This is a genomic window from Streptosporangium sp. NPDC048886, assembly GCF_055586905.1.
On record NZ_JBVJHH010000008.1, the window covers coordinates 174,886 to 190,179 of the forward strand.

The window sequence follows — 15,294 nt, forward strand, 5'->3', positions numbered from 1 at the left end:
CGCCCGGCGCCGGTCCGCCACGTTCCGCACCGTTTCGGCGGCCCGGCGACGATCGCGTTCCCGGCGACTCGACTACTCTTACCAAGAGTAGGGTTTTGACTACTGTGAGTAGGCAAACCTTTAGGTGTGATCGCAGAATCGGGCAGACGGAGGTCGTCCCGGTGCCGCCGGGCGGCTCCGTGGATCGCGATCCTCATCTGCCTCGGGCTCTGTCTGGGCTGGCACTCCGACGTTCTCGGGCTGCCCGCGGGGATGGCCGCCGAGGTCGTCGCGGGTGACGCGCCGCCCGCCGACGACGTCCCCGCCGCACCCGTCACCCGTCACACCCAGAGCAAGCGCGAACCGCGCACGCAGCTCAGAGGGACCGCGACACCGGGGACCTGGGGGACGGTCCCGTCCGCGGCCGGGCGGCCGGCCCGCGGCGCCGCGGCCGGGGGGTCCCCAGCCGTGGCGCAGGCCGAGCCCGATCGGCTGATCCTGCTGAGCATCTCTCGCATATAGGTCCGGCGGCCCGCCGTCCGGATCAGCACGACATCCATGCGAGGAGATAGCTCATGCGAGAGATTCACGAGGTCACCGAGGCCTGGGACTTCCAGTGTCTGCGCTGCCTGCATGTCTGGGAGGACATCTACGAGGCGTGCCACGCCGATGACGGCCGGCCGGTCGTGTGGCGCAGGCAGGGGATCGTCACCACCGCGCCGTGGGCGGACCGCAGCTGTCCCAGCTGCTCCGCCCCCCAGGTCAAGCCGCTGCCCTCACGTGGCCGGCGGGACATCCCGAAGGTCCCCCCACAGGGCTGAGCCGTCTGCGGGCGGTCGATGATGGCTTACAGTGATAGGAGCTGCAGGCGGTCGTCCGGGAGGCGGCCACGGTGTGGTGCGTATGGCGGCCTCCCCGGCGGGCGTTCCCGGCGGACCGGCCGTGGTCGGCGGATCGGCCCGCGAAACACCCTGACCATACACAACAACGTGTGATCTCGCAGGGGAATCAGCGAGATCACACGCGAGGGGAGAGCCGGGTGGAGGTGCTGCTCAGGCGACGGCGCTGATGCCGGCGCTGGCGGCGCGGCGCATGCGACGGCGACGCTCGGAGGCGCGCTCGTCCTCGTTCAGACCGCCCCAGGTGCCGTACTTCTCCGGACGGGACAGCGCGTAGTCGAGGCATTCGGCGCGTACGGGACACTGGGCGCAGATGGCCTTGGCCTTACGCTCGCGAATGTCGCGCTCAGGCTGACGCTCGCCGTCGGGACCGAAGAAGAGCACGAGGTCCTCGCCCCGGCACGCGGCGTCATCCTGCCAGCCCCAGCTGGGCCGAGGCCGGGCGGTCTGCCGACGTACCTGAGACATGAGAAAACCACCTTTTAGTGAGGGTATTTCGGGTTGATGCCGCATTGGACGTTTATGGCGTCCCTGTGTCCAACGCCTGGATAGGCCGTGATGTTCCCTCAGGTCAGGTGAGGGCGGACGTGGCGTACCGCACAGGCGCGAGCCTGTCCAGCGCGACCAGCCGATAGGTGGTGATCGTGTCGGCACAAGCCGTACCACATGGCGTTGTTAGCGTCATGGGTTCAACCACTACCCGAAAACGAGCGGCACTACCGCGCACGAAAGCCTCGGTGGTGTCGCCGTCCGACCTGGAGGACTCCACGGCCACTCCGCCGACCGAGAGCTCGCCCGTGTGGGAACGGACGAAATGCTCGACGGCTTGCAATGGCTCAGGGATGCCTGCGCGTCCCCGGAAACGGTCGAGGATGACCTCGCCGGACCGGTACGCATTCGCTGCCGCGACCGCGGCAGCCTGAGACATGCTGCCGTAGTAAAGCCCGTGTGGCAAGCACACGAGGTTGGCGGCGTATCGATCGCCGCCAACATGTGATGTTTCCCATACTCTGTCCGGCAAAACTTCGGCCAGAGAACGAGCGAGGGGTAGTCCAATGCGGGCGCAGCACGCGTTGCGCTTGGCATGCGTGCAGACCAGAAAAACCGGCTCACTCACAAGTATGCAGGACTCCGGGACCACTCCGGCCACCAGAGCGTCCATGTCAAGATCGTCCGGACCTGCGATGACGCCTTCGGCGAGCCACGGCTCGGCCGCCGTGGAGTCGGCGACCATGACGTGAATGCCGCTCCCATAGGGGATCCGGCGCCCCGGGCGGCGGATGAGCTGGGGTCGGATGCCGAGGCTCGTGGCCCGTTTGATAAGAGTGTGCACGTCCTCGGGGAGCCGGCAGTCCTCCAGATGGGAGGCCCAGGGGCCGGAGTGCTCGATGAGCAGCCAGAACCGGGCGCCCACCGTCGCGCTGGCGAGGACGGGCAGGTCGCCCGAGTGGCATCCCTGAGGGTGCGCGCAGCTCCTGGCCGCCATGCTCGAAACGCCCCCCGTGGCCACCTGCGCACCCCTCCTATTTCGACTTAGGTAAGACTAACCTAATGCTGACGGAGATGTGACGTCCGGGGCTCCGGAGGCGGGCGGTCCGGGTGGAGCCATAGGGCCTGCGGAGGGTCCCCGTCAATAGGCCGGTCTCAACAGGCGTCAACACGTCCTTGTCAATAGGCGGATTGGAAAAAGCCCGCCTGCGTCGTAGGCGGATTGGAAAAAGCCCGCCTGCGTCGTAGGCGGATTGGAAAAAGCCCGCCTGCGTCAGCGGGCAGACCGGAAAAGTCCGCCCGCCGGGGCGAGGCGCCGGCCCCGGCGGACCGGGGCGGTCCGCCGCCGTCAGTACGCCAGCGCCGCCCGTGCGGCGGGCAGGGCCGCCGTCCGGTCGCCGGGGACCAGGCCGATCCGGGTCCGGCGGTCGAGCAGGTCGTCGACGTCCAGCGCGCCCTCGTGCCTGACGGCCCAGACCAGCTCGGCCCGGGTGATCCCGGTCGGCAGCGGCTCGGCCAGCGCGGGATCCTCCACCGTCAGCGCCCGCACCGCCGCCGCCTCGCTCCCGTACCGCTGCGCCAGCCGGTCCCCGGCCCCGGCGCCCTCCGCGGTGAACCCGACCAGGGGCAGCCGCGCCGTACGGCTCGGGCCCGCGGCCAGGCCCCGTAGCGACACGGCCCGGTCGACCGCGTCCTGGGCCATCCGCCGGTAGGTGGTCAGCTTGCCGCCCACGACCGTGACGACGCCCTCCGGGGAGGTCAGCAGCGCGTGCCTCCTGGACAGGTCGGCGGTGCGCCCCTCGCCGCCGAGCAGCGGGCGCAGCCCGGCGTAGGTCCCGGCGACCTCCTCCCGCCTGAGCGCCACCTCCAGCACCGAGTTGAGCACCCCGAGCAGGAACGTCACGTCCTCCTCGGGCGCCTGCGGGACGTCGGGGACCGGTCCCCGCACCGGCTCGTCGGTGAGCCCGACGTAGACCCGGCCGTCCGGCTGGGGGAGCACCAGGACGAACCGGTTGCTCTCCCCCGGGATCGGCACGTGCAGCCCGGCCCTGAGCCCGGGGAGGGACTGCGGCCGGAGCACGAGATGGGTGCCGCGTGAGGGGCGCAACGGGATGGCCGGATCGAGCTGGGCGGCCCAGACCCCGGTGGCGTTGACCACGGCCCTGGCCCGGACGGTGAAGGTGCCGCCGGTGAGCTCGTCGCGGACCCGCGCCCCGTCCCCGGTCAGCTCCAGCGCCCGGCAGCGGGTCAGGACCCTGGCCCCGTGCGAGGCGGCCGTCCTGGCCAGGGCGACCACCAGCCGGGCGTCGTCGGTCAGGCGCCCGTCCCACGACAGCAGGGCGCCGCGCAGGCCGTGCGGGTTCAGCGGCGCGGCGAGGGACCGGGCCCGGCCCGCGGAGATCCGGGACGGGCCGGGGAGGAGGCGGCGGGGCGTGCGCGCGGCCATCCGCAGCCCGTCGCCGAGCCGGTAGCCGGCCATCACCGTCGCGGCCTGGCCGCCCGAGACCGCGGGGGTCAGCGGCAGCAGGTACGGCTGGGCCCGCACCAGGTGCGGGGCGGTGTGCCGGAGCAGGACGCCACGCTCCACCGCGCTCTCGTGCGCCACCCCCACCTGGCCCTTGGCCAGGTAGCGGAGCCCGCCGTGGATCATCTTGGAACTCCACCTGGAGGTGCCGAACGCCAGGTCGTGGGCGTCGATCGCGGCCACGGACAGGCCGCGTGAGGCGGCGTCGAGCGCCGCCCCGGCGCCGGTGGCGCCCAGCCCGACCACCAGCACGTCCACCACGAGGTCCGCGGCCTCGGCGAGTTCGCGCGAGCGGCGGGCGGCGTTGAGGGAGGAGTTCACGGGCGCAGATACCTCTCCAGGAGCGTGGTGAGCTCGGCGTCCAGGGCCTCCTGGGTGAGGGGGCCGAGCATGGTCGGGCCGGACAGCAGGAACGACTGGGCGGTCAGCACCACGGCGGCGGCCAGTGCCCCGGGGTCGCCGGGCCGTACGGTGCCCAGCTCCTGACCTCGCGCGATCGCCGACCCGACGAGCGCGAGCATGGCCTCGTGGCTGGAGCCCCTGCGCCGGAGCAGGTACGGCAGGAGCAGCTCGGGGTCCACTTCGACGATCTTGCGCCAGAGGGGGTGGCCGCGCAGCTCCCGGACCACCCCGACCGCCGCGGTGACCGGGTCCTCGGTGGCGAACCGGCTCGCGACGAGCACCCACTCGCGGGTCATCAGGTCGGCGACGAGGCCGCGCACGTCGGGCCAGCGGCGGTAGATCGTCATCCGGGACAGCCCGGCCCGGCGCGCCACGTCGGTGAGCGTGGTCCGCCGTACGCCGACCGCGAGCACCATCTCGCGGGCGGCGTCGAGGACCGCGTCGCCGCCGCCCATGGTCGCATTGTGACGGATAGACGTCATGTGTCACAGTGTAGAGGTGGAAACTCCGACGACCGCCGCCGAACCCATGCTCTGGTCCGGCTGGGGCGACCCCGCCAAGGCCACCGACCTGCCGGAGCCGGTCCGCAAGCTGCTCCAGGACATGCTGGGCGTGCGCGCGCCGACGACCCCGGCCGCCAGCTTCGGCGAGGTCCGGCTGCCCGCCGTGGCGCTCTCCCCGCTCGTCCTCACCGAGCTGCGCGGCATCGTCGGCGCCGACCACGTCCGCTTCGACGACGACGCCCGCATCCGGCACACCCGGGGCAAGTCCACTCCCGACCTGATCCGCATGCGCGCGGGCGACGGCTCCGACGCCCCCGACGCCGTGGTGCTGCCCGGCTCGCACGAGGAGGTGCTCGACCTGCTGCGGACCTGCGCCGCGCACCGGGTCGCGGTGGTCCCCTTCGGCGGGGGCACCTCGGTGGTGGGCGGCCTGGTGGCCGCCCGGCAGGGCTTCGCCGGGGTCGTCGCCCTCGACCTGGCCCGGCTGAACCGGCTGGTCTCGGTGGACACCGAGTCGATGGTGGCCGAGTTCGAGCCGGGGCTGCGCGCCCCGCAGGCCGAGCAGCTCCTCGCCGGGCACGGGCTCACCCTGGGCCACTTCCCCCAGTCGTTCGAGTACGCCACGCTGGGCGGCTTCGCCGCGGCCCGCTCCAGCGGCCAGGCGTCGGCGGGGTACGGCCGTTTCGACGACATGGTCGTCGGGCTGACCGTGGCCACCCCCCGGGGCACCCTCGACCTCGGCCGCGCCCCCAAGTCCGCCGCGGGCCCCGACCTGCGCCAGGTGATCCTCGGCTCCGAGGGCTCGTTCGGGGTGATCACCTCCCTGCGGCTGCGCGTACGGCGGGCCCCCGCCGAGCGGGTCTACGAGGGCTGGCGGTTCGCGTCGTTCGCGGCGGGTTCGGCCGCGCTGCGCCGGCTCGCTCAGGACGGCCCGCTGCCCACCGTCCTGCGGCTGTCCGACGAGACCGAGACGATGGTCGGGCTGGCCAGGCCGGGGGAGCTCGGCGGCCTGGCGGCCGACGCGGGCTGCCTGGTCATCGCGGGTCACGAGGGCTCCTCAGAGGTGGCCGGCCGGCGCGAGAGCGCCGCGGCGGTGCTGTCGGAGTGCGGCGGCGTCTACCTCGGACCCGGCCCGGGGGAGTCCTGGGCCCACGGCCGCTACGCGGCGCCCTACCTGCGCGACTCGCTGCTCGCGGCGGGGGCCACCGTGGAGACGCTGGAGACGGCCGGATTCTGGTCCAACCTTCCCCGGCTCTACGACGCCGTACGGCTGGCGCTGCACGCCTCGCTCGGCTCTCCGCTGGTGATGTGCCACGTCTCCCACGTGTACGGCACGGGCGCCTCGCTCTACTTCACCGTCGTCACGGCGCAGAGCGGCGACCCCCTCGCGCAGTGGGAGGCGGCCAAGCGGTCGGCCTGCGAGGCGATCGTCGCGGCCGGGGGCACGATCTCCCACCACCACGGCGTCGGCCGCGACCACCGGGAGGCCTACGCCGCCGAGATCGGCGACCTGGGCGTGGAGATCCTGCGCGGGGTCAAGGACAGGCTCGACCCGGAGGGCATCCTCAACCCCGGCGTGCTGATCGGCTAGTCCCCGCCGCCGAGCGGGGCGGCTGATTCGAATCTACAATGTAAAGACATCGGGCCGGGTGGGCTCCGGCCGCGGTGACGGGCGAGGGCCCTCGGCGGGGCGGCGCCGTACGCCGGTCACGGTGGGCGCGGGAGGTCGTCTCCGACCACCAGTTCCCCCATGGCCTCGCGCAGCGGCCCCGGGATCCCGGCGGGCCGCCGGGTCTCCCGGTCCACGAACACGTGGACGAAGTGGCCCTCGGCCACGACCGTCTCGCCGTCCTCGCGGAACAGGCCGAGCTCGTAGCGGACGCTGGAGCGGCCCAGGTGCCCGACCCGCAGGCCGATCCGGATGGGTTCGGGGAAGGAGACCGACGCCTTGTAGACGCAGTGCGACTCCACGCACAGGCCGATGGCGTCGCCGTCGTGGATGTCCAGGCCGGCGGTCCTGACGAGCCAGGTGTTGATCACGGTGTCCATCAGCGAGTAGTGGACGGCGTTGTTGACGTGTCCGTAGACGTCGTTGTCCTTCCACCTGGTCGCGACGGTCTCCCAGTAGGCGTACACGGTAGAACTATATTCCAGAGCTGTTCCGGGGCGCCCTCGCCGTGATGATCGATCTCCGGGGGCGCGCGGGCGGCTCCGGGACGGGCACGTCTCCGGGAACGGATGCGGCTCCGTAAGATCAACGCCAAGATATGGTCATGGTCGATGTCGGGCAGGCCGCGGAACGCGGGCGTGAGGTCTCCTCCCGGGTCTCGGAGGAGGGGGCGGGCTGGGACTGCGTCGAGATCGGCGCCTTCAAGGAGCTGCGGCCCAACGAGGAGAGCTTCACCTGGCTCAGCCCGCGCACCGTCTGGAAGTCGAGGAACGAGATCCTCGCGGGACTGTTCGGCGACCCCTCGGGCCAGGTCCGGGCCCGCTGGGTGGCCTCCCAGCGGGAGCGGGGCGTCGACCCCTCCTTCCGGATCCCGGTGGACGTCGGGCCGGAGTTCTCCTTCCTCGTCCTCGGCGACACGGGGGAGGGCGACGCCTCGCAGTACGCCGTGGTCCCCGGGATGCTCAAGCTCGGCGCCGACACCGCCTTCGCCGTCATCGCCAGCGACGTGATCTACCCCACGGGGTCCGGCAACGAGTACGACGACAAGTTCTTCCGCCCCTACCAGGACTATCCGGCGCCGATCTACGCGGTCCCCGGCAACCACGACTGGTACGACGGGCTCGGCGGCTTCATGCGCGTCTTCTGTGACGCCCCGGCGCTGAAGGCGGAGCGGGAGGGGTTCAGGCTGACGCCCTCCGGGCTGCGCGGGCTGCTGTGGCGCCGGCCGGAGAAGATCGACGAGGCCGGGCTGGCCAGGGCGCGCGAGCGCCGGGCGCGGCCCGGGCAGCAGGCCGTGCAGCCCGGACCTTACTGGGCGATGGAGACGCCCGGACTGCTCATCGTGGGCGTGGACACCGGCATCCACAGCACGCTGGACCGGGAGCAGACGCGGTGGCTGCGTGAGGTCTCGCGCGATCCCCGGCCCAAGGTGCTGATCACCGGCAAGCCCATCTACACCCGCAACGATTACAAGCCCTCCAAGCTCGAGGGCGGCGGCACGATCGACGACATCGTCACCGATCCCGCGCACAACTACGTCGCGGCGATAGGCGGCGACGTGCACAACTACCAGCGTTTCCCGGTCAGGGCCGGCGGCCGGACGATCCAGTACGTCGTGGCGGGGGGCTCCGGGGCCTTCATGCACGCCACCCACACCACCCCCAGGGTCACGGTGGGCGGCGTGGACGAGGACGACTACAGGTGCTACCCGCTGCGCGGCGACTCGCTGTCGTTCTACAGCAAGCTCTACAGCGACCGGCTGCGCATGCGCTGGCTCTACCTCACACCGGCGCAGAGCGCGACGCTGATGTCGAGGCGGATCGGCAACACCCCGGTCCGGGACGTCCCGCCCGTGGCCATCACGCGGCGGATGCGGTGGGCGGCGCGGATCCTCGGCGGCTGGCCGATGCCGTTCCGGCTGCCCGTGGGCAGGATCTTCCACCGCTACCTGTCGGAGCTGTCGGACTGGGACACCCCGCCGTTCTTCAAGAGCTTCCTGCACGTCTCCGTGACGCCGCAGACCTTGAAGATCCGCTGTTTCGCCGCCACCGGATGCCTGCCGCAGGAGATCGAACCCCCGCTCGAAGACGAGGTCGTCATCTCGCTCGTCTGATCGGAAATGTCGGTCCTCCGTGGCAGGCTAGGCGTATGAACGTGGCAGTCGCGGCAGGTCCCGGCGGTGGGGGGCTCCTGCGCCCGGACGGGCGGGCCGCGCGGGCCGTCGACGACCTGGCGGGGGCCGCGCGCGAGCTGGAGGCCGGGCGGCCGCGCTGGGTCTGGGCCGACACCCGGGAGGTCTATCCCGCGCTGCTCGACGCCGGGGTGCGGCTGTCGCGCTGCCACGACCTGGCGCTGACGGAGGGCCTGCTCCTGGGTTACGAGGGGCGCCACGACGAGCCCCGCTCGGCCCCGGCCGCCCACGCACGGCTGCACGGCCTGCCGGTGCCGCAGGACCACCAGGGGCCGCAGGCGCGGCAGGCCACGCTGTTCGAGGAGGAGCCGCCCGCGCCCGACGTCGACCTGGTCGCCGAGGTCCACGCCGACCAGCTCGGGCGGATCGAGGCCACCGCCGACCCGCGCCGGTTCCGGCTGCTGGTGGCCGCCGAGTCCGCCGGGGCGCTGATCGCGGGGGAGATGGGTCACGACGGCATGCCGTGGCGGGAGGACGTGCACGACACGCTCCTGACCGGCCTGCTCGGGCCGCGCCCGGTGCACGGCATGCGGCCGGCCAAGCTCCAGGCCCTCGCCGACCGGGTGGCGGCGGCCTTCGGCACGCCGTTCAACCCCGACTCCCCGCAGCAGATCGTCAGGGCGTTCAAGTCGGCGGGCGTGCCCGTCGTCTCCACCCGGGCCCACGAGATCAAGAAGGTCGACCATCCGGGCGTCGAGCCCCTGCTCGCCTACAAGGAGATGGCCAGGATCTACAGCTTCCACGGCTGGGTCTGGGCCGACCAGTGGGTCCGCGACCACCGCTTCCGGCCCGAATACGTGGTGGGCGGCGTCGTGTCGGGCCGGTGGGCCACCAGCGGCGGCGGCGCGCTGCAGATCCCCAAGGTGATGCGCCAGGTCGTGGTGGCCGACGAGGGCTGGACGCTGGTCGTCGCCGACGCCGCCCAGCTCGAACCCCGGGTGCTGGCCGCGATGGCCGGCGACGGCGGCCTGGCCAGGGCGGCCGGGCAGATCGACCTCTACCAGGCGCTGGCCCAGGCGTTCGGCGGCGAGCGCGACCACGCCAAGATCGCGATGCTCTCGGCGATGTACGGCGGGACCAGCGGAGACGCGCCCAAGCTGCTGGCCGTGATGCGGCAGCGCTTCCCCCGGGCCTACCAGTTCGTGGAGGACGCCGCGCGCAGCGGCGAGGAGGGCAGGCTGGTCCGTTCCTGGCTCGGCCGCACCTGCCCGCCGCCCTCGGCCCGCTGGCGGGAGCTGGTCTCGGGTCCCGAGGGGAATCGGGCGGCCCGCGACCGGGGCCGCTTCACCCGCAACTTCGTGGTCCAGGCCACCGCGGCGGAGTGGGCGCTGGTGCTCATGGCCGTGCTGCGCGGGCTGCTGCCCGATCCGGCCAGGCTGGTGTTCTTCCAGCACGACGAGGTGATGGTGCACTGCCCGCAGGAGCTGGCCGGGGAGGTGGTCGAGGCGGTCGGCCGGGCCGCCGAGGAGGCGACCCGGCTGCTGTTCGGCCCGACCCCGGTGCGTTTCCCGATGCAGGCCGTCGCGGTGCGGTGCTACGCCGACGCCAAATGAGCCGTCATGCGCGCCGCAGCGTCAGCCACGCGCCGGTGACCGTCACCATGACCGCCACGACCGTTCCGAGCACGCCGTAGGACAGGGCTCCCACGATCACCCCGGCGACCACCGCGCCGCCCGCGCCGCAGACGTTCATCAGTAGGTCCGACAGGCCCTGTACGGCGGGGCGGTGCTCCAGCGGCACGGCCTCGCTGAGCATCGCGGAGCCGGAGATCAGCCCGCATGACCAGCCGAGGCCGAGCAGGGCCAGGCCGGCCGAGACCTGCATGACGCCGTGCGGTCCGGCGGTGCCGGACAGGACGGCGGCGGCGAGCAGCAGGCCCATGCCGAGCACCAGCACCCGGGGCCGGCCGATCCGGTCGGCCAGCCAGCCGACCAGCGGTGACAGGACGTACATGCCGGCGATGTGCAGGCTGAGCACGATCCCGATGACCGAGTAGGTGGCGCCGCCGTGGTTGAGGTGGACCGGCGTCATGGACATGACCGACACCATCGCCGTGTGGCTGACCGCGATGGCGACGAGGGCCCGCAGCGCGGCCGGGGAGTGGCGCAGGACCTGCCACGCCGTGCGCAGCGTGCCCCGGGGCCGGACGGCGGGCGCCGGCGCCGCGGGGGCGGCCGAGCGGGCCAGGAGCAGGGGGTCGGGACGCAGGCAGACCACGATGACGCCCAGCGCGATCGCGAAGGTCAGCAGGGCGAGTGCGAACGGGCCGGTGTCCGGGGCCAGGCCGAGGCTCTGACCGAGGCGGTCGGCCGGTTCGGCGAGGTTCGGGCCGGCGACCGAGCCGATCGTGGCGGCCCACACCACCCATGACAGGTGCCGGGCCGAGTGTCCGGGCGGGGACAGGTCGGTCGCGGAGTAGCGGGAGGCCAGGTTGCCCGCGCTCGCGCTGCCGAACAGCACCAGCCCGACCAGCAGCAGCGGCCAGGAGTGGACGGTGATGGCGGCCACCGTGACCAGGCAGCCGAGCAGGGCGCAGCCGTAGGCCAGCGCCAGCCCGGCCCGGCGCCCGCCCCGGCCCGAGACCTTGGCGGTGGGCAGTGCCAGCAGCGCGGCGCCGAGCACGGTCGCGGTCCCGGCCAGCCCGCTGATCGACACGGAGCCGGACAGGCGGGCGACCACCAGCGAGCTGAAGGCGAACCCCACCGCGACCCCGATCCCGCTGGTGATCTGCGCGATGGACAGGACGGCGAGTGTCCGCCGCTGGACGGCGGCGATTTGTCCCCCATCCTTAGGGGAAATGTCGGCATTTATGCGGGTTTCGGTCACGAGTGAAGTCTGTCATCACTCGTGACGGAGGCCGGGGGCGGGCGCCGGAACCGGCCGGTTCCGGCGCCGGAGGACCGGGGACGGAGTCAGTCGACCGGGGTGAAGGTGTCGAAGAAGGTCTGCCGGAGCGGGGCGCTCTTCTCCCACTCGAAGTCCTGCACCGCGAAAGTGATCTGGTAGGCGCTCCGGTCGTCGAGCGCGACGTAGCGGGTCAGCCCGTGCATGGGGACGACGCTGTCGGGCCGGACGTAGGTGTATTCCCAGTCGGCGGCCTGCCACGTCCCGTAGCGCACGGGCGTGACCCCGACCTCGATGTATTCGTCCAGGCCCTTCTTGCTCGCCCGCCTGAGCGCGGCCACCGGATCGGCGACGGGGACCTCGGTGACGAGGATGCTCCGCCCGCTGTTCTTCGGGCCCGAGAAGGCGACGGAGCCGTCGTCCTCCGTCTTGACCGTCCAGCCCTTGGCCACCGCGCCGGAGACGCCGCCCCCGCTCAGCGTCCTGAACCCCTCCGGGACCTCGCCGCGCGCCCGCGGCGGCGGATCGGCGGGCGTGGAGACCTCCGGGGCCGGGGCCGGGGAGGCCGGGGCCGCGGTGCCGGAGGCGTCGCCGGGCAGCAGGACGTACAGCGCGACGGCCAGCACGGCCAGCAGCCCGGCCCCGGCGGCCAGCAGCAGGCGCGGTGTCGGACGGCCGTCGCGCATCCAGCCGCCCTTGCCCGCCGCCCGGCGGCGGGCGCTCCGGCGGCCCCCGACCCGGCTGGGCGCGGTGACGGCCTGGGAGTCCTGTCCGCCGTCGCGGGCGGCCCGGCCGGCCGGGGCGGGGAGGGGCCACAGCCCGGCTCCGGAGGCCGCGCCGGAGGAGCCGCGCGGCGGGGCGCCGGCGGGCTCGCCGGCAGGGGTGGCCGGCGGATCACCGGGGAAGGGGCCTCCGAGGCCGGCCGAGGGGCTGCGCAGCGCCTCGTAGCCGCGCTGGTGCCCGCCGGCCGGGGTGGCCGGCGGATCGGCGAGCCTGGAGGGGGAGCGCCCGGCCACCGACAGCAGGTCCGCGTGGTGCCCGCCCGGGGCGCCGGACGGCGTGTCGCGGGAGGGGGCCTGAGCGCCGGCCGGCGAATCGTAGGGCACCCGCACCGGGCCGGAGGGGGTCTCGATGATCCGTGAGGGCATCGGACCGGCCGGCGGGTCCAGCGGTGACATGAGATGCGCCGCGACGGACTCGGCCAGGACCGGCGCCGGAGCGGGGACCTGCACGGCGGGCCCGCGGTTCGGGGGGACGGAGCCGTGGCTGCGCAGCACCCGGTCCAGCAGGTCCGACACCTGGGCGGCGGTCATCCGGTCGGCCGGGTTCTTGCGGAGCAGCCCCTCGATGACGGTGATCAGCGCCCCGGCCCGCTGCGGCCGGGTGGGTTCCTGGGTGAGGATCGCACCGAGCACGGCCACCGCGTCGGGGCCCTCGTACGGCGGGCGGCCCTCCACCGCCGCGTACAGCGTGGCGCCGAAGGACCACAGGTCCGCGGCGTGCGTGACCGGCTGACCGGACAGCCGCTCCGGCGGGATGTAGGCGGGGGAGCCCATCAGCAGGCCGGTCTGGGTGATCGTGACATCGCCCTCTATCGCGGCGATGCCGAAGTCGGTGAGCACCACCCGGTCGGAGGTGAGCAGCACGTTGCCGGGTTTGACGTCGCGGTGCAGGATCCCGGCGGCGTGGGCGTGGCGGAGCGCGTCGAGCACCCGGACGCCGATCTCGGCGGCCTGGTGCACGGGCAGCGGCCCGCTCTGCCGCACGGCCTGCTCCAGCGACCAGGCCCGCACCAGCTCCATCACGATCCAGGGGCGGCCGTCCTCCTCGACGACGTCGTGGACGGTGACGATCCCGGGATGGCTGAGCCGTGCGGCCGACCGGGCCTCGCGCAGCATGCGCCGGTGCGCCAGCTGCTTGCCGGCGTGGTCCAGCCCGTAGGGGAGCATCAGCTCCTTGACCGCGACGTCACGGTCGAGCAGGACGTCATGGGCGTGCCACACCATGCCCATGCCGCCGCGGCCCACCGGGGAGACCAGGCGGTAGCGCCTGCCGACCAGCCTGCCCTGTGCCGCCGGGACGCCCACGTCCTCCGCTCCCCCCGGGGCCCTGCCGAGCAAGCGATCGGTCATCGTACCCCGTCCCCCCGAGCCACCCCATTTGTAAGATTCGACACGATATCGGGATCACAATCGGTAATGGAAGTTGATGCGGGGGAAACCATGCCGCACTAATTGTCAGTCGGCGCCGTTCTCGCAGGTCTGACCTGCTCTCCGAGGACTCCCCGCGGAGGCCGTGATACGCCGCCGTCCCCTGCCGCGCGCCGATCACGAATTTCCGGATCACGGCCCGCGGAAACGATTACTCGGCCGTTCCGCCGCCCTGATCGGCGGCCTCGGCGAGGGCGGCCAGGGCGGCGGTGAAGGCCGAGGCGGGCGGGCTCACCAGACCCGCGCCGACCTGTCCCGTGCCCGCCACCCGCCCCGCGATGCCGGTGTTCACGGTGGGCAGCAGACCCGTCCTGGCGACCAGCGCGACGTCGACGCCGACCGGCGTCCCCCGGAAGTCGAGGCCGGGGATCTGGTAGGCGGGGTGCTCGGCGAGGGTGATCTCGTACATGGACCGGGTGGCCGCCATCGCGTCCGACACGTCACCGCCGATGAACCTGACGATCGCCGGGGCCGCGGCCATCGCGAAGCCGCCCAGGCCCGCCGTCTCGGTGATCGTGGAGTCGCCGATGTCGGGATTGGCGTCGGCCGGGCCGTACGCGCCGAGATAGAGGCCGTCCGGCACACCCGCGGGGCCGGTGAACCAGCGCCCGCCCAGCCCGGAGACCTGGACGCCGAAGTCCGTGCCGTTGCGGGCCATCGCGACGACCATGGTGGAGCCCGGGACGTCCCTGGCCGCGTCCGCGCTGACCTTGCACGCCGCCATGCCGGCGTTGAGGAAGAAGTGGTCGTTGCCGTTGACGAAGCGCAGCACCTCGGCCGCGTGGCCGGGCGCGGCCTCCACGATCGCCGGAGCCAGCTCCCGGGCCAGCAGCGAGGTGGCGGCGCGGTTGCGGTTGTGCAGCTCGTCGCCCATCTGCAGGGCCTGCGCGACCAGCGCCCGCAGGTCCAGCGGCCCGGTCCGCTCCAGGGTGGTCCGCAGGACGGGGCCGAGCACCTTGCCCATCCAGTCCAGCCGCTCCAGCACCTCCGGGCCGTAGGCGCCGTAGCGCAGCACCTTGCCCAGACCCTCGTTGAGCGAGCAGTAGGCGGTGCCGCCGTGCTCGGCGTCGCGCACCTCGAACATCCACATCGACGGGCTGACCACGCCCGCCATCGGCCCCACCGTCCGGTGGTGATGGCAGGGCTCCAGCCGGGCCCGCCCGGCCGCGAGCCGCTCACCGGCCTCCTCGGCGTCGGCGGCCAGTCCCTCCAGCAGCATCGCCCCGATGAGCGCGCCGCGCATCGGGCCCGACGCCCGCTCCCACTCGATCGGCGGCCCGGCGTGCAGGAACGTGCCCCTGGGCAGGTCCAGCACCTCGTGCGCGGGCCGTACCCCGACGAGCTGGGGCCGCGCCGACACCAGGCGGCCGACGGCCGTCTCGTTGGCGCGGACCCGGCGCGGGTCGGCCAGCACCCGGGCCAGGTCGCCGGCTGTGCCGGGCATCGGCGGGCGCCAGTCCACCCCCACCCTGGGCACGGCCTGCGCGTCCAGGGCCTCGCCGAGCAGCTCGGCGCCGGCCGTGATCACCTGAGGCTCTCCGGAGAGCATGGGCAGTGTCATCGGATACTCCTGAGCGGGCAACG

Annotated in this window: 13 protein-coding genes; 5 read left to right on the forward strand and 8 right to left on the reverse strand. The window is 73.3% G+C overall.

Features of this window, described 5'->3' with window-relative positions:
- Nucleotides 1-126 precede the first annotated feature (126 nt).
- Both ACZ6R6_RS12245 and ACZ6R6_RS12250 read left to right on the forward strand, forming a co-directional pair.
- Complete coding sequence (locus ACZ6R6_RS12245) at nucleotides 127-501, forward strand: hypothetical protein (protein WP_470092632.1); 375 nt, start codon at nucleotides 127-129, stop codon at nucleotides 499-501.
- A gap of 53 nt (nucleotides 502-554) precedes the next feature.
- Nucleotides 555-800: a hypothetical protein gene (locus ACZ6R6_RS12250; RefSeq protein WP_470092633.1), complete on the forward strand. Its 246-nt coding sequence runs from the start codon at nucleotides 555-557 to the stop codon at nucleotides 798-800.
- A 231-nt stretch (nucleotides 801-1,031) separates the two neighbouring features.
- Here the strand turns inward: ACZ6R6_RS12250 and ACZ6R6_RS12255 are convergent, their stop codons facing one another.
- The 4 genes from ACZ6R6_RS12255 to ACZ6R6_RS12270 all read right to left on the reverse strand — a co-directional run bounded on the left by ACZ6R6_RS12255 (nucleotide 1,032) and on the right by ACZ6R6_RS12270 (nucleotide 4,775).
- Nucleotides 1,032-1,346, reverse strand: coding sequence for a WhiB family transcriptional regulator (locus tag ACZ6R6_RS12255; protein ID WP_012893126.1), 315 nt, complete (start codon nucleotides 1,344-1,346; stop codon nucleotides 1,032-1,034).
- A 103-nt stretch (nucleotides 1,347-1,449) separates the two neighbouring features.
- On the reverse strand, nucleotides 1,450-2,112 hold the full coding sequence (locus tag ACZ6R6_RS12260; protein ID WP_306867758.1) for a sucrase ferredoxin: 663 nt from the start codon (nucleotides 2,110-2,112) through the stop codon (nucleotides 1,450-1,452).
- A gap of 603 nt (nucleotides 2,113-2,715) precedes the next feature.
- On the reverse strand, nucleotides 2,716-4,212 hold the full coding sequence (locus ACZ6R6_RS12265; RefSeq protein WP_470092636.1) for a glycerol-3-phosphate dehydrogenase/oxidase: 1,497 nt from the start codon (nucleotides 4,210-4,212) through the stop codon (nucleotides 2,716-2,718).
- Nucleotides 4,209-4,775, reverse strand: coding sequence for a TetR/AcrR family transcriptional regulator (locus ACZ6R6_RS12270; RefSeq protein WP_470092638.1), 567 nt, complete (start codon nucleotides 4,773-4,775; stop codon nucleotides 4,209-4,211). Before ACZ6R6_RS12270 ends, ACZ6R6_RS12265 begins: the two co-directional genes overlap by 4 nt.
- A 46-nt stretch (nucleotides 4,776-4,821) precedes the next feature.
- On the opposite strand from ACZ6R6_RS12270, the gene ACZ6R6_RS12275 reads away from it, so the two are divergent.
- The gene (locus ACZ6R6_RS12275; RefSeq protein ID WP_470092788.1) at nucleotides 4,822-6,387 is read left to right on the forward strand and encodes an FAD-binding oxidoreductase; all 1,566 of its coding nucleotides are present in this window, start codon (nucleotides 4,822-4,824) and stop codon (nucleotides 6,385-6,387) included.
- A 116-nt stretch (nucleotides 6,388-6,503) separates the two neighbouring features.
- Here ACZ6R6_RS12275 and ACZ6R6_RS12280 read toward each other — a convergent pair whose 3' ends face one another.
- Nucleotides 6,504-6,932, reverse strand: coding sequence for an acyl-CoA thioesterase (locus tag ACZ6R6_RS12280; protein ID WP_470092640.1), 429 nt, complete (start codon nucleotides 6,930-6,932; stop codon nucleotides 6,504-6,506).
- Nucleotides 6,933-7,069: 137 nt separating this feature from the next.
- Between ACZ6R6_RS12280 and ACZ6R6_RS12285 the strand changes: the two genes are divergently transcribed.
- Nucleotides 7,070-8,578 (forward strand): metallophosphoesterase family protein, encoded by a 1,509-nt coding sequence (locus tag ACZ6R6_RS12285; protein WP_470092642.1) that lies wholly within the window; start codon nucleotides 7,070-7,072, stop codon nucleotides 8,576-8,578.
- A 35-nt stretch (nucleotides 8,579-8,613) separates the two neighbouring features.
- Nucleotides 8,614-10,209 (forward strand): bifunctional 3'-5' exonuclease/DNA polymerase, encoded by a 1,596-nt coding sequence (locus tag ACZ6R6_RS12290; protein ID WP_470092644.1) that lies wholly within the window; start codon nucleotides 8,614-8,616, stop codon nucleotides 10,207-10,209.
- A gap of 4 nt (nucleotides 10,210-10,213) precedes the next feature.
- Here ACZ6R6_RS12290 and ACZ6R6_RS12295 read toward each other — a convergent pair whose 3' ends face one another.
- The 3 genes from ACZ6R6_RS12295 to ACZ6R6_RS12305 form a co-directional block, all read right to left on the reverse strand.
- A complete protein-coding gene (locus tag ACZ6R6_RS12295) occupies nucleotides 10,214-11,482 on the reverse strand; it encodes an MFS transporter (protein ID WP_470092646.1) in 1,269 nt (422 codons plus the stop codon).
- An 86-nt stretch (nucleotides 11,483-11,568) separates the two neighbouring features.
- Complete coding sequence (locus tag ACZ6R6_RS12300) at nucleotides 11,569-13,632, reverse strand: serine/threonine-protein kinase (RefSeq protein WP_470092648.1); 2,064 nt, start codon at nucleotides 13,630-13,632, stop codon at nucleotides 11,569-11,571.
- Between the two features lie 229 nt (nucleotides 13,633-13,861).
- Nucleotides 13,862-15,271, reverse strand: coding sequence for a YlbE family protein (locus ACZ6R6_RS12305; RefSeq protein WP_306867774.1), 1,410 nt, complete (start codon nucleotides 15,269-15,271; stop codon nucleotides 13,862-13,864).
- Nucleotides 15,272-15,294 lie beyond the last annotated feature (23 nt).

What these genes read in the sequence shown, in the direction of transcription:
- ACZ6R6_RS12250 (WP_470092633.1), top strand. Translation starts at nt 555, where the DNA reads ATGCGAGAGATTCACGAGGTCACCGAGGCCTGGGACTTCCAGTGTCTG.
- ACZ6R6_RS12275 (WP_470092788.1), top strand. Translation starts at nt 4,822, where the DNA reads ATGCTCTGGTCCGGCTGGGGCGACCCCGCCAAGGCCACCGACCTGCCG.
- ACZ6R6_RS12300 (WP_470092648.1), bottom strand. Translation starts at nt 13,632, where the DNA reads ATGACCGATCGCTTGCTCGGCAGGGCCCCGGGGGGAGCGGAGGACGTG.
- ACZ6R6_RS12260 (WP_306867758.1), bottom strand. Translation starts at nt 2,112, where the DNA reads ATGGTCGCCGACTCCACGGCGGCCGAGCCGTGGCTCGCCGAAGGCGTC.
- ACZ6R6_RS12270 (WP_470092638.1), bottom strand. Translation starts at nt 4,775, where the DNA reads ATGACGTCTATCCGTCACAATGCGACCATGGGCGGCGGCGACGCGGTC.
- ACZ6R6_RS12290 (WP_470092644.1), top strand. Translation starts at nt 8,614, where the DNA reads ATGAACGTGGCAGTCGCGGCAGGTCCCGGCGGTGGGGGGCTCCTGCGC.
- ACZ6R6_RS12285 (WP_470092642.1), top strand. Translation starts at nt 7,070, where the DNA reads ATGGTCGATGTCGGGCAGGCCGCGGAACGCGGGCGTGAGGTCTCCTCC.
- ACZ6R6_RS12305 (WP_306867774.1), bottom strand. Translation starts at nt 15,271, where the DNA reads ATGACACTGCCCATGCTCTCCGGAGAGCCTCAGGTGATCACGGCCGGC.
- ACZ6R6_RS12255 (WP_012893126.1), bottom strand. Translation starts at nt 1,346, where the DNA reads ATGTCTCAGGTACGTCGGCAGACCGCCCGGCCTCGGCCCAGCTGGGGC.